General features: G+C 69.5%; 18 protein-coding genes. 8 read left to right on the plus strand and 10 right to left on the minus strand.

The window, feature by feature from the left end; all coding sequences use genetic code 11:
• Positions 1–103: 103 nt before the first annotated feature.
• The 3 genes from VHAB30_RS04820 to VHAB30_RS04830 are packed head-to-tail and all read left to right on the plus strand — an operon-like array spanning position 104 to position 3066.
• On the plus strand, positions 104–1438 hold the full coding sequence (locus tag VHAB30_RS04820; RefSeq protein ID WP_159276008.1) for an aspartate aminotransferase family protein: 1335 nt from the start codon (positions 104–106) through the stop codon (positions 1436–1438).
• A 45-nt stretch (positions 1439–1483) separates the two neighbouring features.
• Positions 1484–2401 carry a transporter substrate-binding domain-containing protein gene (locus tag VHAB30_RS04825; RefSeq protein ID WP_159276009.1) on the plus strand — a complete coding sequence of 306 codons (918 nt, stop codon included), beginning with the start codon at positions 1484–1486 and terminating at the stop codon, positions 2399–2401.
• A gap of 14 nt (positions 2402–2415) precedes the next feature.
• Positions 2416–3066, plus strand: coding sequence for an aspartate/glutamate racemase family protein (locus VHAB30_RS04830; protein WP_159276010.1), 651 nt, complete (start codon positions 2416–2418; stop codon positions 3064–3066).
• Here VHAB30_RS04830 and VHAB30_RS04835 read toward each other — a convergent pair.
• Positions 3058–3915 carry a hypothetical protein gene (locus VHAB30_RS04835; protein WP_159276011.1) on the minus strand — a complete coding sequence of 286 codons (858 nt, stop codon included), beginning with the start codon at positions 3913–3915 and terminating at the stop codon, positions 3058–3060. The genes VHAB30_RS04830 and VHAB30_RS04835 overlap by 9 nt on opposite strands.
• A 182-nt stretch (positions 3916–4097) precedes the next feature.
• On the opposite strand from VHAB30_RS04835, the gene VHAB30_RS04840 reads away from it, so the two are divergent.
• Entirely contained in the window at positions 4098–4922 is an 825-nt protein-coding gene (locus VHAB30_RS04840) for an undecaprenyl-diphosphate phosphatase (RefSeq protein WP_062474913.1), read from the plus strand.
• Between the two features lie 10 nt (positions 4923–4932).
• Here the strand turns inward: VHAB30_RS04840 and VHAB30_RS04845 are convergent, their stop codons facing one another.
• The gene (locus VHAB30_RS04845) at positions 4933–5742 is read right to left on the minus strand and encodes an IclR family transcriptional regulator (protein WP_095948905.1); all 810 of its coding nucleotides are present in this window, start codon (positions 5740–5742) and stop codon (positions 4933–4935) included.
• 113 nt (positions 5743–5855) lie between these two features.
• Here VHAB30_RS04845 and VHAB30_RS04850 point away from each other — a divergent pair, with 113 nt between their 5' ends.
• The 3 genes from VHAB30_RS04850 to azu all read left to right on the plus strand — a co-directional run bounded on the left by VHAB30_RS04850 (position 5856) and on the right by azu (position 9740).
• Positions 5856–6830 (plus strand): Bug family tripartite tricarboxylate transporter substrate binding protein, encoded by a 975-nt coding sequence (locus VHAB30_RS04850; RefSeq protein ID WP_159276012.1) that lies wholly within the window; start codon positions 5856–5858, stop codon positions 6828–6830.
• A gap of 10 nt (positions 6831–6840) precedes the next feature.
• On the plus strand, positions 6841–9189 hold the full coding sequence (locus tag VHAB30_RS04855; protein ID WP_159276013.1) for a cytochrome P450/oxidoreductase: 2349 nt from the start codon (positions 6841–6843) through the stop codon (positions 9187–9189).
• A 98-nt stretch (positions 9190–9287) separates the two neighbouring features.
• Positions 9288–9740 carry an azurin gene (gene azu / locus VHAB30_RS04860; RefSeq protein WP_159276014.1) on the plus strand — a complete coding sequence of 151 codons (453 nt, stop codon included), beginning with the start codon at positions 9288–9290 and terminating at the stop codon, positions 9738–9740.
• Here azu and VHAB30_RS04865 read toward each other — a convergent pair.
• The 5 genes from VHAB30_RS04865 to VHAB30_RS04885 form a co-directional block, all read right to left on the minus strand.
• The gene (locus VHAB30_RS04865; RefSeq protein WP_159276015.1) at positions 9733–11664 is read right to left on the minus strand and encodes a sensor histidine kinase; all 1932 of its coding nucleotides are present in this window, start codon (positions 11662–11664) and stop codon (positions 9733–9735) included. The genes azu and VHAB30_RS04865 overlap by 8 nt on opposite strands.
• The gene (locus tag VHAB30_RS04870) at positions 11574–12287 is read right to left on the minus strand and encodes a response regulator transcription factor (RefSeq protein WP_159276016.1); all 714 of its coding nucleotides are present in this window, start codon (positions 12285–12287) and stop codon (positions 11574–11576) included. Before VHAB30_RS04870 ends, VHAB30_RS04865 begins: the two co-directional genes overlap by 91 nt.
• A 113-nt stretch (positions 12288–12400) precedes the next feature.
• Positions 12401–13213 carry an SDR family NAD(P)-dependent oxidoreductase gene (locus tag VHAB30_RS04875; RefSeq protein WP_159276017.1) on the minus strand — a complete coding sequence of 271 codons (813 nt, stop codon included), beginning with the start codon at positions 13211–13213 and terminating at the stop codon, positions 12401–12403.
• Between the two features lie 100 nt (positions 13214–13313).
• On the minus strand, positions 13314–13694 hold the full coding sequence (locus VHAB30_RS04880; RefSeq protein WP_070062632.1) for a YciI family protein: 381 nt from the start codon (positions 13692–13694) through the stop codon (positions 13314–13316).
• The gene (locus VHAB30_RS04885; protein ID WP_159276018.1) at positions 13676–14974 is read right to left on the minus strand and encodes an RNA polymerase sigma factor; all 1299 of its coding nucleotides are present in this window, start codon (positions 14972–14974) and stop codon (positions 13676–13678) included. The genes VHAB30_RS04880 and VHAB30_RS04885 overlap by 19 nt, the downstream gene beginning before the upstream one ends.
• 113 nt (positions 14975–15087) lie before the next feature.
• Between VHAB30_RS04885 and VHAB30_RS04890 the strand changes: the two genes are divergently transcribed.
• On the plus strand, positions 15088–15600 hold the full coding sequence (locus VHAB30_RS04890) for an MOSC domain-containing protein (RefSeq protein WP_159276019.1): 513 nt from the start codon (positions 15088–15090) through the stop codon (positions 15598–15600).
• 7 nt (positions 15601–15607) lie between these two features.
• Here the strand turns inward: VHAB30_RS04890 and VHAB30_RS04895 are convergent, their stop codons facing one another.
• Genes VHAB30_RS04895 through mutS form a run of 3 tightly spaced genes read right to left on the minus strand, consistent with a single transcriptional unit; the run spans position 15608 to position 19942 of the window.
• Positions 15608–16414: an alpha/beta fold hydrolase gene (locus tag VHAB30_RS04895; RefSeq protein ID WP_174250240.1), complete on the minus strand. Its 807-nt coding sequence runs from the start codon at positions 16412–16414 to the stop codon at positions 15608–15610.
• 2 nt (positions 16415–16416) lie between these two features.
• A complete protein-coding gene (locus VHAB30_RS04900; RefSeq protein WP_062474940.1) occupies positions 16417–17256 on the minus strand; it encodes a proteasome-type protease in 840 nt (279 codons plus the stop codon).
• Positions 17257–17284: 28 nt separating this feature from the next.
• Positions 17285–19942, minus strand: a complete 2658-nt coding sequence (mutS, locus tag VHAB30_RS04905; protein WP_159276021.1) for a DNA mismatch repair protein MutS — start codon at positions 19940–19942, stop codon at positions 17285–17287.
• Between the last annotated feature and the right edge of the window lie 12 nt (positions 19943–19954).

The following is a 19954-nucleotide window of genomic DNA, read 5'->3' on the forward strand; positions in this document are numbered from 1 at the left end:
GTACCGGAGCAGGGAAATCCCGGGAGTTGACGGAACAAATGTTCCAAACAATAATTCGGCCGAAACGTTAGTTCCAAACACAGGCCCCCGCTTTCCTCCCGCCATGACGCACGTCTTCCACCGCCACCTTCGCCAGACCCCGCCTGTTGCCGCCAGCGCGCAGGGCATGTTCATCCGCGACGCCGAAGGGCGCGAGTACCTTGACGCCTCGGGCGGCGCGGCCGTGTCCTCGCTCGGCCACGGCCATCCCGAGGTGATGGCCACCATGCACGCGCAGATCGACACACTGGCCTACGCCCACACCAGCTTCTTCACGAGCGAGGTGGCCGAGCAGCTGGCCGACGAACTCATCGGTTCTGCCCCCGAAGGCATGAGCCACGTGTACCTCGTGAGCGGCGGTTCCGAGGCGGTCGAGTCGGCGCTGAAGATGGCGCGCCAGTACTTCGTGGAGATCGGCCAGCCGCAGCGCACGCACTTCATCGCGCGCCGCCAGAGCTACCACGGCAACACGCTGGGCGCGCTCGCGGTGGGCGGCAACGCCTGGCGGCGCGAGCCCTTCGCACCCATCCTCGTGCCGGCCACGCACGTCGCGCCGTGCTATCCGTACCGCGAGCAGCGCGAAGGTGAAAGCGCCGAGCAGTACGGCCTGCGCCTGGCAGATGAGCTGGAAGCGGCCATCGTCGCGCAGGGCGCTGACCGCGTGATCGCCTTCGTGGCCGAGACCGTGGGCGGTGCCACCGCCGGCGTGCTCACGCCGGTGCCGGGCTATTTCAAGGCCGTGCGCGAGGTCTGCGACAAGTACGGCGTGCTGCTGATCCTCGACGAGGTGATGTGCGGCATGGGCCGCACCGGTTCGCTGCATGCCTGCGAGCAGGAGGGCGTGGTGCCCGACCTGATGACCATCGCCAAGGGCCTGGGCGGCGGCTACCAGCCGATCGGCGCGGTGCTGGCGCAGCGCCGCATCGTCGAGGCCATGTCCAAGGGCAGCGGCTTCTTCCAGCACGGCCACACCTACCTGGGTCATCCGATGGCCTGCGCGGCGGCACTCGCGGTGCAGCAGGTGATCCGCCGCGACGGCCTGGTCGCCAAGGTGCGCGACGACGGCATCGCCTTCGGCGCGATGCTGGCCGAGGCGCTGGGCGAGCACCCGCACGTGGGCGACATCCGCGGTCGCGGCTTCTTCTGGGGCGTCGAGCTGGTGGCCGACCGCGCGAGCAAGCAGCCCTTCGATCCGGCCCTGGCCGTGAACGCGCGCCTCAAGAAGGACGCGATGGCGCGCGGCCTGCTGTGCTACCCCTTCGGCGGCACGGTGGACGGCCGCCAGGGCGACCACGTGCTGCTGGCGCCGCCGTACATCGCGACACGCGACCACCTGCACGAAATCGTCGCGCGGCTCACGGCCTCGGTCGACGCGGTCACGCGCGGCGTGACGCGCTGAGCCACCGCCCCTTTTTTCTTCAACCGCCGTTCCGAGGAGCGTTCCATGCCCCAGCTTCGCCCGTCGCTTTCCATCGCCGCCGCCGCCTTCGCGCTGGCCCTTGCCGCCCTGGCACCGACCGCTCCCGCACAAGCGCAGCCCGCCAACGACACGCTCGCCAAGATCAAGGCCAGCGGCGCCATCACCTTCGGCTACCGCGAGGCCTCGTTCGGCTTCTCGTACCTGGACGCCAACCTCAAGCCCGTGGGCTACAGCATCGAGATCTGCAACCGCATTGTCGAGGCGGTGAAGACCGAGCTGAAGCTGCCGGCCCTCGACATCAAGTACCAGGCCGTGACCTCGGCCAACCGCATCCCGCTGGTGCAGAACGGCACGGTGGACATCGAGTGCGGCTCCACCACCAACCTGGTCGAGCGCCAGTCGCAGGTGGCCTTCTCGCCGGACATCTTCCGCTACAACGTGCGCACGCTGGTGAAGGCCGATTCGGGCATCAAGAGCATCGCCGACCTGCAGGGCAAGACGGTGGTCACCACCGCCGGCACCACGTCGTTTCGCCTGCTGCGCGCGGCCGACAAGGGCCGCAGCCTCGAGGTGAACCAGCTCTCGGGCAAGGACCACACCGACTCGTTCCTGCTGGTCGAGAGCGGTCGCGCGCAGGCCTTCGTGCTCGACGACATCCTGCTGGCGGGCCAGATCGCCAACGCGCGCAACCCGAAGGATTTCGTTATCACCGGCGAGAGCCTGCGCACCGAGAACCAGTCGCTGATGTTCCGCAAGGACGATCCGGCCTTCAAGGCGCTGGTGGACCGCGTGGTGTCGGGCATGATGAAGTCCGGCGAGATGGAAAAGCTCTACAGCAAGTGGTTCATGTCGCCGATTCCGCCCAAGGGCATCAACATCAACTACCCGCTCAATGCCGAGACGAAGGAGGCCTTTGCCAACCCGTCGTCCAAGGGCATCTGATCTCACCTGACTTCATGACACGCATCGCCCTCATCCACGCGCTCTCGCATTCCGTCGCCCCCATCAACGAAGCCTTCGCACGCGACTGGCCCGAGGCGGTGCGCATGAACCTGCTGGACGACAGCCTCTCGGCCGACCTCGCGCGCGACGGCAAGGGGCTCGACGCGGCGATGCACGAGCGCTTCCAGCGGCTGGCGCAGTACGCGGTGGACACGGGCGCGCGCGGCATCCTCTTCACCTGCTCGGCCTTCGGGCCGTGCATCGAGGCGGTGGCGCAGCGGCACGCGGGCATTCCGGTGCTCAAGCCCAACGAGGCCATGATCGAAGAGGCCGTGCAGGGCGAAGGCCGGCTGGGCCTGATCGCGACTTTCGCGCGCACGCTGGAATCGATGCCGCCGGAGTTTCCTTCGGGCATGGCGCTCGAACTCGCGCTGGCCGAGGGCGCGCTGGCCGCGCTCGATGCGGGCGACACGCAGCGCCACGACGCGCTCATCGCCGAACAGGCCGCCGCGCTGCGCGCGCGCGGTTGCACGCGCATCGCCCTGGCTCAGTTCAGCATGGCGCGGGCGCGTGGTGCTTGCGAGGCAGCGAGTGGACTGCCGGTGCTGACGACGGTCGACAGCGCGGTGCGTGCGCTGCGCCGGCGTGCTTCAGCTTCAGTGTGAGCCGCCGTTGCCGACGACCGTGACCAGCGTGGTCATCGCCACCTGCGCGGCCTCGCCGCGTGCGAGCGGGCGGCCCGGGCCGGCGTTGCCGCTGTCGGTTTCCAGGCCCTGTGCCAGGCGGCGGTAGATGTCCGACGAGGGCATGGTCGCCGCCGTGCCGAGCGCGTCGCAGTAGGTGTCGGTGAGCACGGCGGCCAGCCGTTCGCGCTCGGCGTCGCACAGCACGGGCGCGTCGGCGGCGAAGACCGACGCCACGCAGTGCATCAGGTAGGCCTGGGTCTCGAGCGAGAAGGCCTGCTGGCGCACGTAGTCTTCGACCGCATGCCAGAAAAGGGTGTCGGAGGTGCGGCGCCAGCTTTCGAGCACCTTGCGCGACTTGGCGACCAGGTCGGCGTGCGCGTCGTGCGGTTCGGCCGGCCGCAGCGCCAGGCCCTGCAGCGTGAGTGCGGCCACCGGGCCGGCCGCGCCGAGCAGGAAGCTCCAGAACTTCCAGCGCGCAAACCATTTCTTGTCATGGGCCGGGCCCAGCGGCTCCAGCAACCGGAAGTCGATGCACAGGGCGGCGTTGGCCTGCAGGCCGGAGGCCATGCGGTCGGCCTCCACATGGCCCTGCGCGACGATGCAGGCGCTGGCGCCGCAGCGGTCGATGTCGGCCAGGCGCTGCGTCAGCTGGCGCAGCTCGTGGGCCGAGGCGCCGGTGGCTTCGGCCACGCGCAGCATGCCGTGGCACTGCTCCCGCTCCCGCTGGCAGGGGCTCTTGAGACGGTCTTCGACATGGTCGTCGAGCGTCGAGGGGCGTTCTTCTGCGACGCAGTCCTCGAGTTCACTCCCGGTGGTGAACGTTGACATGGATGCTCCTTCGGGCGCAGATGAATAACTGTTATCAATATGTATTAACGCGCCGAGGTCGAACATCACCTGAACTAGGTATTTCCGTGGGCGGGCTGCCTCGCGTTCCACCGGCGGAACGGCGCCTGAACAGGGCCTGACCGATGGCCTCGCCATAATTGCCGCTCTTTCAAGGAGTACGCGTGGATATCGTTTTGCTGGTCAAGGCCGCTGTCATGGGCATCGTGGAGGGTCTGACCGAATTCCTGCCGATCTCGTCGACCGGCCACCTCATTCTTGCGGGCTCGCTGCTGGGCTTCGACGACGCCAAGGCCAAGGTGTTCGACATCGCCATCCAGACCGGCGCGATCTTCGCGGTGATCCTGGTCTACTGGCAGAAGATCCATTCGACCGTGGTGGCGCTGCCGCGCCAGCCCAAGGCGCGCCGGCTGGCGCTGAACATCGTCATCGGCTTCCTGCCCGCGGTGGTGCTGGGCCTCCTGTTCGGCAAGATGATCAAGGCACACCTGTTCATCCCGACCGTGGTGGCGAGCACCTTCATCATCGGCGGCTTCATCATCCTGTGGGCCGAGAAGCGCCCGCCCGGCTCGGTTCGCGTCGAGCACGTGGACGACATGACGCCCTGGGACGCGCTCAAGGTCGGCCTGGTGCAGTGCTTCGCGATGATCCCCGGCACCAGCCGCAGCGGCTCGACCATCATTGGCGGCATGCTGCTGGGCCTGTCGCGCCAGGCGGCCACCGATTTCTCGTTCTTCCTGGCCATTCCGACGCTGATCGGCGCGGGCGCCTACAGCCTCTACAAGGAGCGCGCGCTGCTGTCGGTGGCCGACATTCCGATGTTCACGGTGGGCCTGGCCTTCTCGTTCATCAGCGCGTGGCTGTGCGTGCGCTGGCTGCTGAAGTACATCAGCACGCACAACTTCATTCCGTTCGCCTGGTATCGCATCGCCTTCGGCATCGTGGTGCTGGCCACGGCGTGGACCGGCGCGGTGGTCTGGGCGGAATAAGCCTGCAGCTTCAGGCCGCCGCGCCCAGCAGCGCGCCGGCGGCCTTCGCCTCCCGCCGCACGGCGATGGCGATCGGCCCGTCGATAGCCGGGTCGAACCCGCCCGTGGCGCCCAGCGCGGTGATCACGGCGCACACCCTTCCCGCGTAGTCGTACACCGGCGCCGCCACGGCGCTGATGCCGCGCAGGTAGGTGTCCCGCACGATGGCGCAGTGCGCCTGCTGCACCTCGCGGCGCAACGCGCCGATGGGGTCGTCGGCATCGAGCAGCGCCCGCATGTCCTCGGTGGCGTCGGCCAGTTCCTGCTCGGCCAGCGCCACCACGCGCGACTCGTCGAGCAGGCCCAGGAAGGCGCGCCCGGTGGCCGACCACAGCATCGACATCACCGAGCCGGCGCGCACGTTCACCGTCACCGGCAGGCCCGGCTCCTCGAAGCGCACGATGGTCGGGCCCTTGTTGCCCATCACCGCGACGAAGCAGGTCACCTCCAGCGATTCGCGCAGGCGGATCAGACAGGGCTCGGCCGCGCGGATCGGGTCGGCCTGGCGCATGGCGGCCAGGCCGATCTGGATCGCCTCGGGGCCCAGGTAGTAGTGCTGCGAGGCGGTGTCCTGGCGCACCAGGCTTTCCTCCATCAGGCTCGCGAGGTAGCGGTGCACCTTGGCCGGGCTCTCGCCCACGTGGGTGGCCAGCGCCGTGAGGCTGCTGCGCCCGCCCAGGTGCGCCAGGCCCTTGAGCACGGCCATGCCGGTCTCGGCGGACTGCACGCGCTGGCGGCGCTCGCGGGGAGGGGAAGAGGGTGCTTCGGCGGGGGAGGTCATGTCGTCGGCATCTTAGGTGGCGGCCTCGGTGGCCGGGTAAACCCGTGGTTTGGTGATTACGCAATGCGTATGATAATTACGCAATACACAATTTCCACCCCGGAGACACCCCGATGAAGAAGCACTTCGCCCGCGGCCTTGCGGTCCTGTCCCTGGCTGCCCTGGCCACTGCCGCCAGCGCCCAGACCACCTTCCCCGCCAAGCCGATCCGCTGGCTCGTGCCCTACGCAGCGGGCGGCGGCTCCGACTTCCTCGCGCGCACCGTTGCCCAGACGCTGTCGACGCAGGTCGGCCAGCCGGTGCTGGTGGACAACAAGCCGGGCGGCAACACCGCGCTGGCCGCCGCCGAAACCGCGCGCGCCCCGGCCGACGGCTACACCGTGCTCTCGGCCGACAACGGCACGCTGGTGTTCAACCCGGCGCTGTACAAGTCGCTGAGCTACAGCCCCACCAAGGACCTGGCGCCCGTCACGCTGATGGGCAAGTTCCCGATGATCCTGGTGGTCGGCGCCAACTCGGGCTTTGCCACCGCCAAGGACTTCATCGCCCAGGCCAAGGCCAAGCCGGGCGGCATCAACTACGCCTCGGCCGGCGCGGGCAGCCCGCACCACCTGGCGATGGAACTGCTGAAGGTGGAGGCCAAGCTCTTCATGGTCCACGTGCCGTACCGCGGCGCGGCGCCCGCGCTGGCCGACGTGGTCGGCGGGCAGCTGCCGGCCATGATGGTCGACATGGCCGCCGGCGCCGGCTTCATCAAGGGCGGCAAGGTGCGCCCGCTGGCCGTGGCCAACCCCACGCGCCTGCCGCAACTGCCCGACGTGCCCACCTTCGCCGAGCTCGGCTACAAGAACGTCGAGGCCGCCGCGCTGGTCGGCGTGGTGGTGCCTGCGGCCACGCCGGCCGACGTGGTGAACACGCTCAACCGCCAGCTGGTGGCCGCCATCCACGAGCCCTCGGTGAACAAGCGCATGGTCGACTTCGGCGTCGAGCCCGTGGGCAACACGCCCGCGCAGTACACCGAGCTGCTCAAGGCCGAGACCGCGCGCTGGCACAAGCTGATCCGCGACCTGAAGATCACGCTCGACTGAGTCTGCTGCCATGTCCGATACCGCCATGCCTTCGCGCACCTCCGGCTGCCCCGTCGCGCACGGGGCGCTCTCCGCCGAGCGCACGCCCACCGGCTGCCCCGTGAGCCAGCGCGCCGCCGAGTTCGACCCCTTCGAAGACGGCTACCAGCAAGACCCGCCCGAGTACGTGCGCTGGGCCCGCGAGCAGGAGCCGATCTTCTACAGCCCCAAGCTGGGCTACTGGGTGATCACGCGCTACGACGACATCAAGGCGGTGTTCCGCGACAACCTCACCTTCAGCCCGTCGAACGCGCTGGAGAAGATCACGCCCACGGGCGAAGAAGCCAACGCCGTGCTCGCAAGCTACGGCTTTGCGCTCAACCGCACGCTGGTGAACGAGGACGAGCCGGCCCACATGCCGCGCCGCCGCGCGCTCATGGACCCGTTCACGCCCGAGGCGCTGAAGCACCACGAGCCGCTGGTGCGCGAACTCGCGCGCAGCTACGTCGACCGCTTCATCGACGACGGCCGCGCCGACCTCGTCGACCAGATGCTGTGGGAAATCCCGCTCACCGTGGCGCTGCACTTTCTCGGCGTGCCCGAGGAAGACATGGACACGCTGCGCAAATACTCCATCGCGCACACCGTCAACACCTGGGGCCGCCCCAAGCCCGAAGAGCAGGTGGCCGTGGCGCACGCCGTCGGCAACTTCTGGCAGTACGCCGGCAAGGTGCTCGACAAGATGCGCCAGGACCCCGACGCACCGGGCTGGATGCAGTACGGCATCCGCAAGCAGATGCTGCACCCCGAGGTCGTCACCGACTCGTACCTGCACTCGATGATGATGGCCGGCATCGTGGCCGCGCACGAGACCACCGCCAACGCCACCGCCAACGCCGTGAAGCTGCTGCTGCAGCATCCGCAGGTGTGGCAGGAGCTGTGCGACGACCCGGGCCTCATTCCCAACGCCGTGGAAGAGTGCCTGCGCCACAACGGCTCGGTGGCCGCCTGGCGCCGGCTCGTCACCAAGGACACGCAGGTCGGCGGCGTCGACCTGCCGGCGGGCTCGCGCCTCTTGATCGTCACCTCGTCGGCCAACCACGACGAAGGCCACTTCGCCGATGCCGACCTGTTCGACATCCGCCGCGACAACGCCAGCGACCACCTGACCTTCGGCTACGGCTCGCACCAGTGCATGGGCAAGAACCTGGCGCGCATGGAGATGCAGATCTTCCTGGAGGAGTTCACGCGCCGCTTGCCGCACATGCGCCTGTCGGAGCAACGCTTCAGCTACGTGCCCAACACCTCGTTCCGCGGCCCCGAGCACCTGTGGGTCGAATGGGACCCGCGCGCCAACCCGGAGCGCGCCAACGCCGGCCTGCGCGACGTGCAGGTGCCCGTGCGCATCGGGGAGCCGTCGGCGCACGCCATCGCGCGGCCCGTGGTGGTCGAGCGCGTGACGCCGGTGGCCGACGGCGTCGTGCGGCTGCGCCTGGTGTCGCCCGACGGCAAGCCGCTGCCGCGCTGGACGCCGGGCTCGCACATCGACGTGGAATGCGGCTCACCCGAGCTGTCGCGCCAGTACTCGCTGTGCGGCGACCCCGACGAAGCCCACGCGCTGGAGATCGCCGTGCTGCACGAGCCCGAAGGCCGTGGCGGTTCGGCCTGGGTGCATGCGAACGTGAAGGTGGGCGACCGCCTGCGCATCCGCGGCCCGCGCAACCACTTCCGGCTCGACGAGTCGCTGCCGAAGGCGATCTTCATCGCCGGCGGCATCGGCATCACGCCCGTGAGCGCGATGGCGCGCCGCGCCAAGGCGCTGGGCATGGACTACGAACTGCACTACAGCGGCCGCAGCCGCGCGAGCATGGCCTTCGTCGACGAACTGGCCGCGCTGCACGGCGGGCGCCTGCACGTGCATGCCGCCGACGAAGGCCGGCGCAACGACCTGCACGCGCTGCTGGCCACGCCCGTGCCCGGCGCGCAGGTGTATGCCTGCGGCCCGCTGCGCATGCTCGAAGCGCTCGAAGACTGCTGCGCCGCATGGCCCGAGGGCGCGCTGCGCGTGGAGCATTTCGAATCGACGCTGGCCACGCTCGACCCGTCGAAGGAACATGCCTTCGAGGTGGAGCTGAAAGACTCCGGCCTCGTGATCACCGTGCCGCCCGACCAGACCTTGCTGACGGCCCTGCGCGCGGCCAACGTCGATGTGCAGAGCGACTGCGAGGAAGGCCTGTGCGGTTCGTGCGAAGTGCGCGTGCTGGCCGGCAAGGTCGATCACCGCGACGTGGTGCTCACGCGCAGCGAGCGCGATGCGAACACGAAGATGATGGCCTGCTGTTCGCGTGCCTGCGAAGGCCGGCTGGTGCTCGAGCTTTGAGGCTTTTCGCCGCGCATTGATTCATCGCAAGTGTTTCGCGGCACGCCCACCGCACAGTGGGGCGTGCCGAATCGGCACCTCACCGAAGGAACCATGTGATGAAGACGAGAACCACCGCGGCCCTGCTTTTCACGGCGCTGCTTGCCGGCCCCGTGCTGGCCGCCACCTGCGACATCGAGATCGAAGGCAACGACGCGATGCAGTTCAACAAGAGCGCCATCGCGGTGCCGGCCAGCTGCAAGCAGTTCACCGTGAAGCTCAAGCACGTCGGCAAGCTGCCCAAGGCCGCGATGGGCCACAACTGGGTGCTGAGCAAGGCCGCCGACGCGCAGGGCGTGGCGGCGGACGGCATCGGCGCGGGGCTGGACAAGGCCTATGTGAAGCCGGGCGATGCCCGTGTCATCGCGCATTCGAAGGTCATCGGCGGCGGCGAGACCGATGCCGTCAGCTTCGACGTGAGCAAGCTCAAGGCGGGAGACAGCTATGCGTGGTTCTGCTCGTTCCCGGGGCACGCGTCGCTCATGAAGGGCACGCTGGCGCTGGTCAAGTAGGCGCCGCGCCGCCCAAGGGCATCCGCAAAACCACCTGGGTCTCGCCGGGGCGCGACTGCAGCTGCAGCTGCGCGCCCAGGCGGCGTGCGCGCGCCCGCAGGTTGCGCAGCCCCGCGCCGCCGCTCACGCCGTCCACTGCAAACCCGCGGCCGTCGTCGCGCACGCTGAGCTGCAGCTCGGCGCCCGCGCGCGCCACCGTCACGTCCACGCGCCGGCCCGCGCTGTGCTTGAGCACGTTGGTCAGCGCCTCCTGCAGGAAGCGCATCAGGTCCAGGCTCTGCGAGGGCGCGAGTTCGAGCGTGTCGATGCCCGACACCTTCCAGCGGCAGTCGATGCCGTTGGCGTCCAGCAGCTGCGCGCTGCGGTAGCGCAGCGGCGCCAGCAATTCGCCGAGCGCGCGCGCGCCGTCGTCGCGGCCGGTGGCGTCGATGATCAGCCGCAGGTCGTCGCGCAGGCTCTTGAGCATCGCCAGCAGCTGCGGCGCGCTGAGGTGCTCGGGCGTGCGCTCCAGCGTCGCGATGCTGCCCACCAGCATGCCGCCCAGGCCGTCGTGCAGGTCGCTCACCAGCGCCACGCGCTCGCCGATGCGCGCGTGCGCGAGCTCCAGCGCGTGCTGCTGCGCGAGCGTGGACGCGAGCTCGGCCTTGGCGGCGTTCACTTCCTCGATCAGCTCGGTGTTGAAGTTCTCGATGCGCCGCAGGCTCTGCACGAAGCGCCCGGCCTGCGTGAGCGCCATGCCCAAGAGCAGCACGTACGAGGACATGGTTGTGTAGTAGATGTTGCTGTCGATCACCTGCGTGAACACCAGCAGGTCGTGCGCGCCCGTGAGCGCCGACACCGCCATGAACGGCGCGAGCGAACGCATCGGGCTGCCCCGGTGGCGCAGCGCGTGGAAGATGCCGCTGCTGTTCACCACGATGATCGTGAGGCCGCCCACCAGCGTCCAGATCGCGCGGTGGGTGGGCAGGTTGGCGGTGCCCGCGAACCACAGGTCGAGCACGCCGACGGCCGCCACCGCGAACGCCGCGATCTCCAGGCGCGGCAGGCGCCGCCCGGCAAAGCGCAGCACGAACACGCCGTACGACACGCTGAAGAACAGCAGCAGCGAGGTGTTCAGCGCCTGCCAGCTGTGGTTGCTGGCAAAGGGCCACGGGCTGGTGGCGATCTGGTTGTAGCCGAACAGCAGCCACAGCACCGACATTGCCGCGAACCAACCGTAGGCCGTCTCGCGCCGGCGCAGCAGCCACCACGCCGCGAAGAAGGCCGACACCGCCGCGCTGGTCGCCAGGCCGAACACCTGCAGATCGCGCCGCATGAGCTGCTCGCGGCCGAACTCGGCCTGCATGGCCGCGGGCGTGCCCAGGCTCACCGGCCCCAGCCCGGCCTGGTAGGCCGACAGGCCCGAGACGCGCACCAGCAGCGTGTTGGTGCCGGCGCGCAATTGCGGCGCGTCCAGCAGCCAGTAGCGCGGCGAGTTCCATGCGCGCGTGAGCGGCTCGACCAGGCTGCGGTCGCGCCAGATCGTCGTGCCGTTGAGCGAGACCTCGCCGGCCATGTTCAGGTAGTGCAGCAGCAGCCCGGTTTCGGTCACCGGCGCGGGCTGCTCCCAGGTCAGCCGGTACCAGACCACGCCGTCGAAGCCGGGCCAGCGCGTGGCCCAGCTGTCGGGTAGGGCGACGGGCGTCCAGCCGTCGGCGGGTGGGGTCGTGTCGTCCCAGCCGGTGCCGCGTGCGGCTTCGGCGCGAAGTTCAGGAACAACCGGTGTTTGTGCGTGTGCGCTGCCAGTAGAAAGCAGCAGCCACAGGGCCCACAGCAGCAGGCCCGCGAGGAACCTCAGCGCAGCAGGCCCTGCCTTCGGCCCTGGTAGACCGCCTCGGTGCGCGAGTTGACGGCCAGCTTGCGGTAGATGTTCTTGGTGTGGCATTCCACGGTGAGTCTGGAGATCGACAGCGCCTCCGCCATGTCGCGGTTGCTCATCCCTTGCGACACGAGCTCGAGGATTTTGCGCTCGCGCGGCGTCAGCATGACGGGCGTGGTGGCCGGCGTCAGCGACGGGTCGTCGGGCGGCGAGGGTAGGCTGGGCAGCTGGGTCGCGACCCAGCCGAGGATGCGGCGCGCGATGGCCGGGTCGATCGGTGCGCCGCCTTGCTCGATGCTGCGCAGTGCGATGCTGAGCTCGAGGTCGTCGCGTTCCTTCAGCAGGTAGCCGATGGCGCCGGCACGCAGCGCCGCGAAGATCACGGCCTCGGTGCGCCAGGCCGAGATCACCACCGCGGGCACCAGCCGGTGGTGCTCGTGCATCCACTCGATCAGGTCGACGCCGCTGCCGTCGGGCAGGCCGATGTCGATCAGCGCCACGCCGAAATGCTGCTGCTCCAGCAGCGAGCGGGCCGAGGTCAGGCTGTCGGCCCAGGCGATCTGGGGCTCGTCGCATCCGAGCGTCGACAGCACGTACGCCAGGCGCTCGCGCATCGCCGGATCGTCTTCGACCACCAGCGCGGGGCTCAGCGAGACCACTTCAACGTCTTCCAGGAGAGGGGCAGACATAGGACGACATTTTTGAGCCGTGGTGTACGTGGTGCAACGTTTTTTCTTAAATGAAACGACTGTTTCTAAAGTTCCTATTTGTATCTTGATGTTAATTCAAAGCGACCACAACCCTAATCGAGGATGACCCCTCCGCTCAGGTTGACTATTGCGCCCGTCATGGCCCCGGCCAGCGGCGAGGCCAGGAACACCGCGGTGCCCGCGAGCTGGTCCAGCGAGGGCAGGCGTTCGACCAGCAGGCCCTCGGGCCGCGCGGCCAGCATCTGCTCGACCGTGAGGCCCATGCGCTCGGCCGCCGGGCGAAACACCTCGCCGCTGTGCGAGCCCGCGGCCACCGCCTCGGGAATCGCGTGCGAGCGGATGCAGGCCGTGCGGATGCGAAAGGCCGCCAGCTCGCCCGCCATGTGGCGCACGAGCCCCTCCACGCCGGCGCAGGCCACGGCATGCCCGAGGTACCCGGGGCCGGGTAGGCGCGAGGCGGGCGTCGAGACCGACAGGATCACGCCGCCGCCGCGTGCCGCCATGTGCGGCGCCACGGCCTTGGCGGTGAGGAAGTTGGCGCGCGTGTAGGCGTGGATGGGGAGGAAGAAATCCTCCAGCGACAGCTCGGCCAGCGGCCGGCCCTGCACGTGGAAGACGCCGACGGCGTTGAACGCGAGGTCGATGCCGCCGGTGTGCTCGGCGACCTCGGCCGCGTGGCGCAGCATCGCTGCTTCGTCCAGCGCATCGACCACCGCGGCCTGCGCATGGCCGCCGGCTTGGGCGATGTCTCGCACGACCGCGTCGAGCTTGTCGCGGCTGCGGCCGGTGACGAACACGCGGGCGCCTTCGCGTGCAAAGGCGCGGGCGATGGCGCCGCCGAGGGCACCGCTGCCGCCGTGGATCACCGCGCAGCGGTCTTGCAAAGAGGGGACATTCGAGGGCATGGACGTTTCTCCTTGGAGTGTTTGGCGCCCGCGACATGCGGGCGCTCGTTCCAAGGACGGCGCAGGCCCAGCTGATCCGACAGCGCAGTGGGATTTTTTTTCAGACTTGCGGGATGCGCGGCGCGATCACGCCCGGGTCGTACCAGGTCACCGGGCGGATCTCGAACACGCCGCCCTCGAAGTCCAGCCGCCGCGCCGCATGCCGCGCGTCTTCGAGCGACTCGCATTCGACGATGTAGATGCCCATCAGCTGCTCCTTCGTCTCGGCGAACGGCCCGTCGGTCACCAGCGGATGCGCGGCGCCGGCGTGCCGCACGGTGGTGGCGGTGTCGGGCATCAGGCGCAGCACGGTGCCGAGCCGGCCGGCGGCCTGCAGCTCGTCGCGCAGGTCGGTGTGGCGCTCGAGCATCTCGTCTTCGACCTCGGGCGCCCAGCCGGCCGCCGCAGCTTCGGAACCGTAGATCAGGATGGAATAGAGCATCGTGCGTCCTTTGCTTGAAGGGAGTCGGAAGAGGCGCCCGAGCCGAGGCGGTCGAGCAGCAGGCGGATGTGCGCGGCCTCGGCGGCGGTGCGGGCCAACGCGAGCGCGTCGGCAAAGGCGCGGCGCGCTTCGTCGGCGCGGCCCAGCTGCGTCAGCAGCCCGCCGCGCAGGCCGTGGAAGTGGAAGTACGCCGACAGCGGCTCTGCCAGCCCGTCGACCATCGCCAGCGCCGCCTCGGGCCCGCGCACCTTGGCCACGGCCACCGCGCGGTTGAGCGTGACCACGGGCGAGGGCTGCAGCTTTTCGAGCCCGGCGTAGAGCCGGTCGATCTCGGCCCAGTCGGTGTCGGCGGCGCGCGCGGCCCGCGCATGCGTGGCCGCGATGGCCGCCTGCAGCTGGTACGGCCCGACGCGGCGCCGGCGCAGCGCGGCGTCGAGCAGGGCTAGGCCTTCGTCGATCGCCGCGCGGTGCCAGCGCGTGCGGTCCTGGTCTTCGAGCAGCACGACCATGCCGGCCGCATCGAGCCGCGCATCGGCGCGCGCGTGCTGCAACAGCAGCAGGGCGCACAGGCCGGTGGTCTCCGGCTCGTCGGGGAACAGGTCGCACAGCAGGCGCGCGAGCCGGATCGCCTCTTCGCACAGCGCCACGCGCACATGGGCCGTGCCGCCGCTGGCCGCGTAGCCTTCGTTGAACAGCAGGTAGACCACCGCGCCCACGGCCGCCAGCCGCTCGCCGCGTTCGCGCACGCCGGGCGCATCGAAGGGCAGACCGGCCGCGGCCACGCGCTGCTTGGCGCGCGTGATGCGCTGCTCCATCGCACGCTCGCCGACCAGGAAGGCGCGCGCGATCTCCGGCACCGACAGCCCCGAGACGATGCGCAGCGCGAGTGCGATCTGCTGCGCCAGTGGCAGTGCGGGGTGGCAGCAGACGAACAGCAGGCGCAGCACGTCGTCGCGGTAGTGCGACTGGTCGAGCTGTTCGGCGAGGTCGGGGTCGAGGGTCGCGTCCGCGTCGCCGTCGTCCTCTTCGGGCAACGGATCGTGCCGGTCGCGCCGCCGCAGTTCGTCGAGCGCCGCGTTGCGCCCCACGAGGATCAGCCACGCCAGCGGGTCGTCGGGCGGGCCCTGCTCGGGCCAGTGCCGCAGCGCACGCAGGCTGGCTTCCTGAAAACCTTCCTCGGCCGTGTCCAGGTCGCGGAAGTAGCGCAGCAGCGCCGCCACCGCGCGCGGGCGCGCGGCGGTCAGCGTGGTGGCGATCCAGCTCAGCTCGGTGGTGGTCATCGTCGGCGCGGTGCGTGTCGCTTCGAAGAAGGTCGGTTCAACCCCAAGGACGCGCCAGTATGCGGCGGGCCGACAGCGGCGCGCAAAAAAAGTCCGCGTGGACAATGCGGCGCATGTCCGACCTCCACGCCCTGACCCGGCAGTTTCCGCATCCCGGCCGGCTCGATGCCATCCTGCTGCGCCCCGCGCGGCGCACGCCTGTCGCGTCGGTGCAGGAGGTGCTGGCGGTCGAAGGGCTGGGCCTGGCCGGCGACCGCAGCAGTGCCGGGCGCGGCGGTGGCAAGCGGCAGGTCACGCTGATCCAGGCGGAGCACCTGCCGGTTGTCGCGGCGCTCGCGCAGCGCATGGAAGGGGTCGACGCGGGGCTGCTGCGCCGCAACCTCGTTGTGTCGGGGCTGAACCTGCTGGCGGCACGCTCGCTGTTTCGCGACCAGCCGCTGGTGTTGGCGCTCGGGCCCGAGGTGCTCCTCGAGATCACCGGGCCCTGCGAGCCCTGCTCGCGCATGGAGGAACTGCTCGGCCCCGGGGGCTACAACGCCATGCGCGGGCATGGCGGCGTGACGGCGCGGGTGCTGCGTGGCGGTGTGCTGCGCGTCGGCGACGCGGTCGCCTGCCGCACCGCTTGAACACCACCTACATCAGGTTGCGCAGCGAAGCCTCGATGGCCGCCGCCGTGGCCAGCGGCTTTTCCATCGGGAACAGGTGGCTGCCGTCGAGCATCGTGATGCGGCCCTTGGTGACCTGTTCGGTCATCGCCATGCCCACCTGCTTCATCTCGACCGACTGGCGTCCGCCGATGAAGGCCACCTTGCACTTGATCGGATGGCGGCGCAGCAGCCCGCCCAGCGTGTGGGGCAGCGTGTTGTAGATGGCGGTTTCCACGTCGCGGTCGAAGCTCAGCGAGCGCGTGTCTTCGCTGTCGAAGGTGCCGTGGTCGATGTAGTCGTGCAGCACCTGCTCGTCCCACTTCGCGAACGCCTTCTTGCTGCGGAAGTGCTCGAACACCGCCTCGCGATGCTCCCAGCTGTTGCGGCGCTTGCGGCTGGTGGCGCCGGGCGAAATGCTCTTCATGAGCGGCGTGCGCTTGACCACGTTGAGCGTGTTCGCGCGCCAGCCGCCGAGGATCGGCGAGTCGATCAGCAGCACGCCGCGCGCCAGCTCGGGGTGGCGCGCCGCGCACATCAGGCTCAGGAAACCGCCCAGCGAATGGCCGATGAGGAACACCGGGCCGCCCGCGCGGTCGGCGCGCAGCTTGGCGAAGTCGGCCAGCTGCTGCACCAGGTGCGGCCAGTTGTCGGTGACGGGGTACTTCGGGTCGTGCCCGAATTTCTCGATGGCGTCGACCTCGAAGCCCCGGTTGCGAAGGCTGTCGAGAACGACGCGGTAGGTGCTCGCCGGAAAGCTGTTGCCGTGCGAAAAGATGACAGGAGGCACGGACAGATTCAGATGAGCTTTTCGTCGGGCGTGGAGATCTTGCGCAGCGGGCTGTGGCGCGTGGCCGGCATCCGCAGCGGGTGTTCGGTGGCGCTGTCGTCCCACACCGGGTCTTCGATGCTGTCGAACACCTCGCGCAGCTTCTGGCCCCAGCTGTTGTGCATCATGCGGTAGTAGGGGTTGTCGGCGTCGATGCAGATCACGCGGTCGGTCTCGAGCTTGTTGGCCTCGTACACCACCAGATCGAGCGGCAGGCCCACCGACAGGTTCGACTTCATGGTCGAGTCCATCGACACCAGCGCGCACTTGGCGGCTTCGTCCAGCGGCGTCTCGGGGGTGAGCACGCGGTCGAGCACGGGCTTGCCGTACTTCGACTCGCCGACCTGGAAGTAGGGCGTCTCGGTGGTGGCTTCGATGAAGTTGCCCGCGGCGTAGACCAGGAACAGGCGCATGCCTTCGCCCTTGACCTGCCCGCCGAAGATGAACGACACGTTGAAGTCCAGCCCCGCATGCTTGAGCGCTTCGGCGTCGCGGTCGTACACGTGACGCACGGCCGAGCCCAGCACGCGTGCGGCGTCGAACATGCTCTTGGCGTTCCAGATGGTGATGGGTTCACCCTGCGTGCCGTCTTCGCGCGTTTCGCGCAGCTCTTCGATCTGCAGGATTTCGCGCACCGACTGCGAGATGCTCAGGTTGCCCGACGACAGCAGCACCATGACGCGGTCGCCCGGCTGCTCGTAGACGATCATCTTGCGGAAGGTGCTGATGTGGTCCACCCCCGCGTTCGTGCGCGAGTCGGAGAGAAACACCAGGCCGGCGTTGAGTTTGATGCCTACGCAATAAGTCATGGGTTCGCCTTGCAGGAACTGGGCCCGCTCATGCGGTACTGCGTTCACGTGCGTTCAGTTTCTGGAGGGCATAGAGCGCGTCGAGGGCTTCGCGCGGGCTCATGGCGTCCGGGTCGAGGGCAGCCAGCGCGGATTCTACGGCGCTGGCCATGGGGGTTTCGGTGGCTGGCGGCGGCGCGAACAGGTCGACTTGCGCACGCGTTTGCGCATGCTGCGATTCGAGCGCATCGAGCGCCTGCCGCGCGTGGTTGACCACCGCCGCGGGCATGCCCGCGAGGCGCGCCACCTGGATGCCGTAGCTCTTGCTCGCCGGGCCCGGCTGCATCTCGTGCAGGAACACGATGTCGCGGCCCGACTCGGTCGCGCTCACGTGCATGTTCACGGCGCCGTGGTGCGTGGCCGGGAACTCGGTGAGCTCGAAGTAGTGCGTGGCGAACAGCGTGAAGGCCTTGCTGCGGTCGTGCAACTGCGCCGCGATGCCGGCTGCCAGCGCCAGGCCGTCGAAGGTGCTGGTGCCGCGGCCGATTTCGTCCATGAGCACCAGCGACTGCGCCGTGGCGCTGTGCAAAATCTGCGCGGCCTCGGTCATCTCGAGCATGAAGGTCGACTGCGCGTTGGCCAGGTCGTCGGCCGCGCCGATGCGCGTGTGAATGGCGTCGATCGGCCCGAGCCGGCAGGCCGTGGCCGGCACGTGCGAGCCGATGGAGGCCAGCAGCACCACGATGGCCACCTGCCGCATGTAGGTCGACTTACCGCCCATGTTCGGGCCGGTGATGATCTGCATGCGCTGCTGCGGCCCCATCTGCGTGTCGTTGGCAATGAAGCCGCCCGACGACTTCTCGGCCAGCCGCGCCTCCACCACCGGGTGGCGGCCCTGCTGGATCTCGATGCACGGGTGCGACACGAAGGTCGGCGCGCGCCAGTTCAGCGTGTGCGAGCGCTCGGCCAGCGCGCACAGCGCGTCGAGCGCGGCAATGCCGCCGGCCAGCTGCGTGAGCGCCGGCACCGACGGCTGCAGCGCATCGAGCAACTGCTCGTACAGCCACTTCTCGCGCGCCAGCGCGCGGTCTTGCGCGCTCAGCGCCTTGTCTTCGAAGGCCTTCAGCTCGGGCGTGATGAAGCGCTCGGCGTTCTTCAGCGTCTGGCGGCGGCGGTAGTTGTCGGGCACCTTCGAGAGCGCGCTTTGCGTCACCTCGATGTAGAAGCCGTGCACGCGGTTGAACTGCACGCGCAGGTTGCTGATGCCGGTGCGCTCGCGCTCGCTGATCTCGAGCTTGAGCAGGAAGTCGTCGCAGTTCTCGCTGATCTCGCGCAGCTCGTCGAGCTCGGCGTCGTGGCCCGTGGCGATCACGCCGCCGTCGCGCACCAGCGCCGACGGATCGGGCTTGATCGCGCGCACCAGCAGGTCGGCGCAACCCGGCGGCGGTGCGAGGCGTTCGGTGATCTGCGCCAGCAGCGCCGCGGCGCCCGGCAGCAGCGGCGCCAGCTGCTCGGCCTTCGCCAGCGCGAGCTGCAGCGCCACCAGTTCGCGCGGGCGCACCTGGCGCAGCGCAATGCGCGCCGCGATGCGTTCCACGTCGCTGGTGTTCTTCAGCTGCTCGCGCAGCGTGCGCCAGGGCGCGGCCGTGGCGCCGGGCCCGGGGGACTGCAGCGCGCCGATGGCGTCGAGCCGGCCCTGGGCTTCGCTGCGGTCGCGACGCGGCGAGAGCAGCCAGCGCTTGAGCAGGCGGCTGCCCATGCCCGTCATGCAGGTGTCGAGCAGCGAGAACATCGTGGGCGAGTCTTCGCCGCGCAGCGTCTGCACCAGCTCCAGGTTGCGGCGCGTGGTGGGCGGCAGCTCGATCAGGTCGCCGTCGCGCTCCACCGACAGGCGCCGCACGTGCGACAGCGCGCGGCCCTGCGTGTGCTCGGCATAGCCCAGCAGCGCGGCGGCTGCGGCGTGCGCGTTGCCCAGCGATTCGGCGTTCCAGGCCGCGAGGCTGTGGCTGCCCATCTGCTCGCTGAGCTTGCGTTCGCCCAGGCCGGGGTCGAACTGCCAGGCCGGACGCAGCGACAGCGTGAACGGCACGGCCGCGCGCGCGGCCTTCAGGCGCTGCTCGAACGCGGGCGTGACCTCGGCGCTGTACAGCAGCTCGCTCGGCGCGATGCGCGCGATCCAGGCTTCGAGCGCGTCGGCCGGGCACTCGGCCAGCCGCAGCTCGGCGCCCGTCACGCTGAGCCAGGCCAGGCCGCAGAAATTGCGCGTGCCCGCATGCACGGCGAGCAGCAGCGAATCGCTCTTGTCGTTGAGCAGTTCCGAGTCGGTCAGCGTGCCGGGCGTGACCACCCGCACCACCTTGCGCTCGACCGGCCCCTTGCTGGCACCGACCTCGCCCACCTGCTCGCAGATGGCCACGGATTCGCCCAGCTTGATGAGCCGCGCGAGGTAGGTGTCGACCGAGTGGAAGGGCACGCCGCACATCAGCACCGGCTGCCCGGCCGACTGGCCGCGCTGGGTGAGCGTGATGTCGAGCAGGCGCGAGGCCTTTTCGGCGTCGGCCCAGAACAGTTCGTAGAAATCGCCCATCCGGTAGAACAGCAGGGTGTCCGGATGGTCGGCTTTGAGGCCCAGGTACTGCGCCATCATGGGCGTGTGCCCGGAGAAGTCGCTGGAGGAGGGGGCGGGGTGGGCAGTCGTCGTTTTCACTCGGGGATTATC

The sequence above is a fragment of the Variovorax boronicumulans genome (assembly GCF_009811375.1).
In the GTDB taxonomy this organism is placed as follows: Bacteria; Pseudomonadota; Gammaproteobacteria; order Burkholderiales; family Burkholderiaceae_C; genus Variovorax; species Variovorax boronicumulans.

What these genes read in the sequence shown, in the direction of transcription:
- VHAB30_RS04820 (WP_159276008.1), top strand. Translation starts at nt 104, where the DNA reads ATGACGCACGTCTTCCACCGCCACCTTCGCCAGACCCCGCCTGTTGCC.
- VHAB30_RS04825 (WP_159276009.1), top strand. Translation starts at nt 1,484, where the DNA reads ATGCCCCAGCTTCGCCCGTCGCTTTCCATCGCCGCCGCCGCCTTCGCG.
- VHAB30_RS04830 (WP_159276010.1), top strand. Translation starts at nt 2,416, where the DNA reads ATGACACGCATCGCCCTCATCCACGCGCTCTCGCATTCCGTCGCCCCC.
- VHAB30_RS04835 (WP_159276011.1), bottom strand. Translation starts at nt 3,915, where the DNA reads ATGTCAACGTTCACCACCGGGAGTGAACTCGAGGACTGCGTCGCAGAA.
- VHAB30_RS04845 (WP_095948905.1), bottom strand. Translation starts at nt 5,742, where the DNA reads ATGACCTCCCCCGCCGAAGCACCCTCTTCCCCTCCCCGCGAGCGCCGC.
- VHAB30_RS04850 (WP_159276012.1), top strand. Translation starts at nt 5,856, where the DNA reads ATGAAGAAGCACTTCGCCCGCGGCCTTGCGGTCCTGTCCCTGGCTGCC.
- VHAB30_RS04855 (WP_159276013.1), top strand. Translation starts at nt 6,841, where the DNA reads ATGTCCGATACCGCCATGCCTTCGCGCACCTCCGGCTGCCCCGTCGCG.
- azu (WP_159276014.1), top strand. Translation starts at nt 9,288, where the DNA reads ATGAAGACGAGAACCACCGCGGCCCTGCTTTTCACGGCGCTGCTTGCC.
- VHAB30_RS04865 (WP_159276015.1), bottom strand. Translation starts at nt 11,664, where the DNA reads ATGCCACACCAAGAACATCTACCGCAAGCTGGCCGTCAACTCGCGCAC.
- VHAB30_RS04870 (WP_159276016.1), bottom strand. Translation starts at nt 12,287, where the DNA reads ATGTCTGCCCCTCTCCTGGAAGACGTTGAAGTGGTCTCGCTGAGCCCC.
- VHAB30_RS04875 (WP_159276017.1), bottom strand. Translation starts at nt 13,213, where the DNA reads ATGCCCTCGAATGTCCCCTCTTTGCAAGACCGCTGCGCGGTGATCCAC.
- VHAB30_RS04880 (WP_070062632.1), bottom strand. Translation starts at nt 13,694, where the DNA reads ATGCTCTATTCCATCCTGATCTACGGTTCCGAAGCTGCGGCGGCCGGC.
- VHAB30_RS04885 (WP_159276018.1), bottom strand. Translation starts at nt 14,974, where the DNA reads ATGACCACCACCGAGCTGAGCTGGATCGCCACCACGCTGACCGCCGCG.
- VHAB30_RS04890 (WP_159276019.1), top strand. Translation starts at nt 15,088, where the DNA reads ATGTCCGACCTCCACGCCCTGACCCGGCAGTTTCCGCATCCCGGCCGG.
- VHAB30_RS04900 (WP_062474940.1), bottom strand. Translation starts at nt 17,256, where the DNA reads ATGACTTATTGCGTAGGCATCAAACTCAACGCCGGCCTGGTGTTTCTC.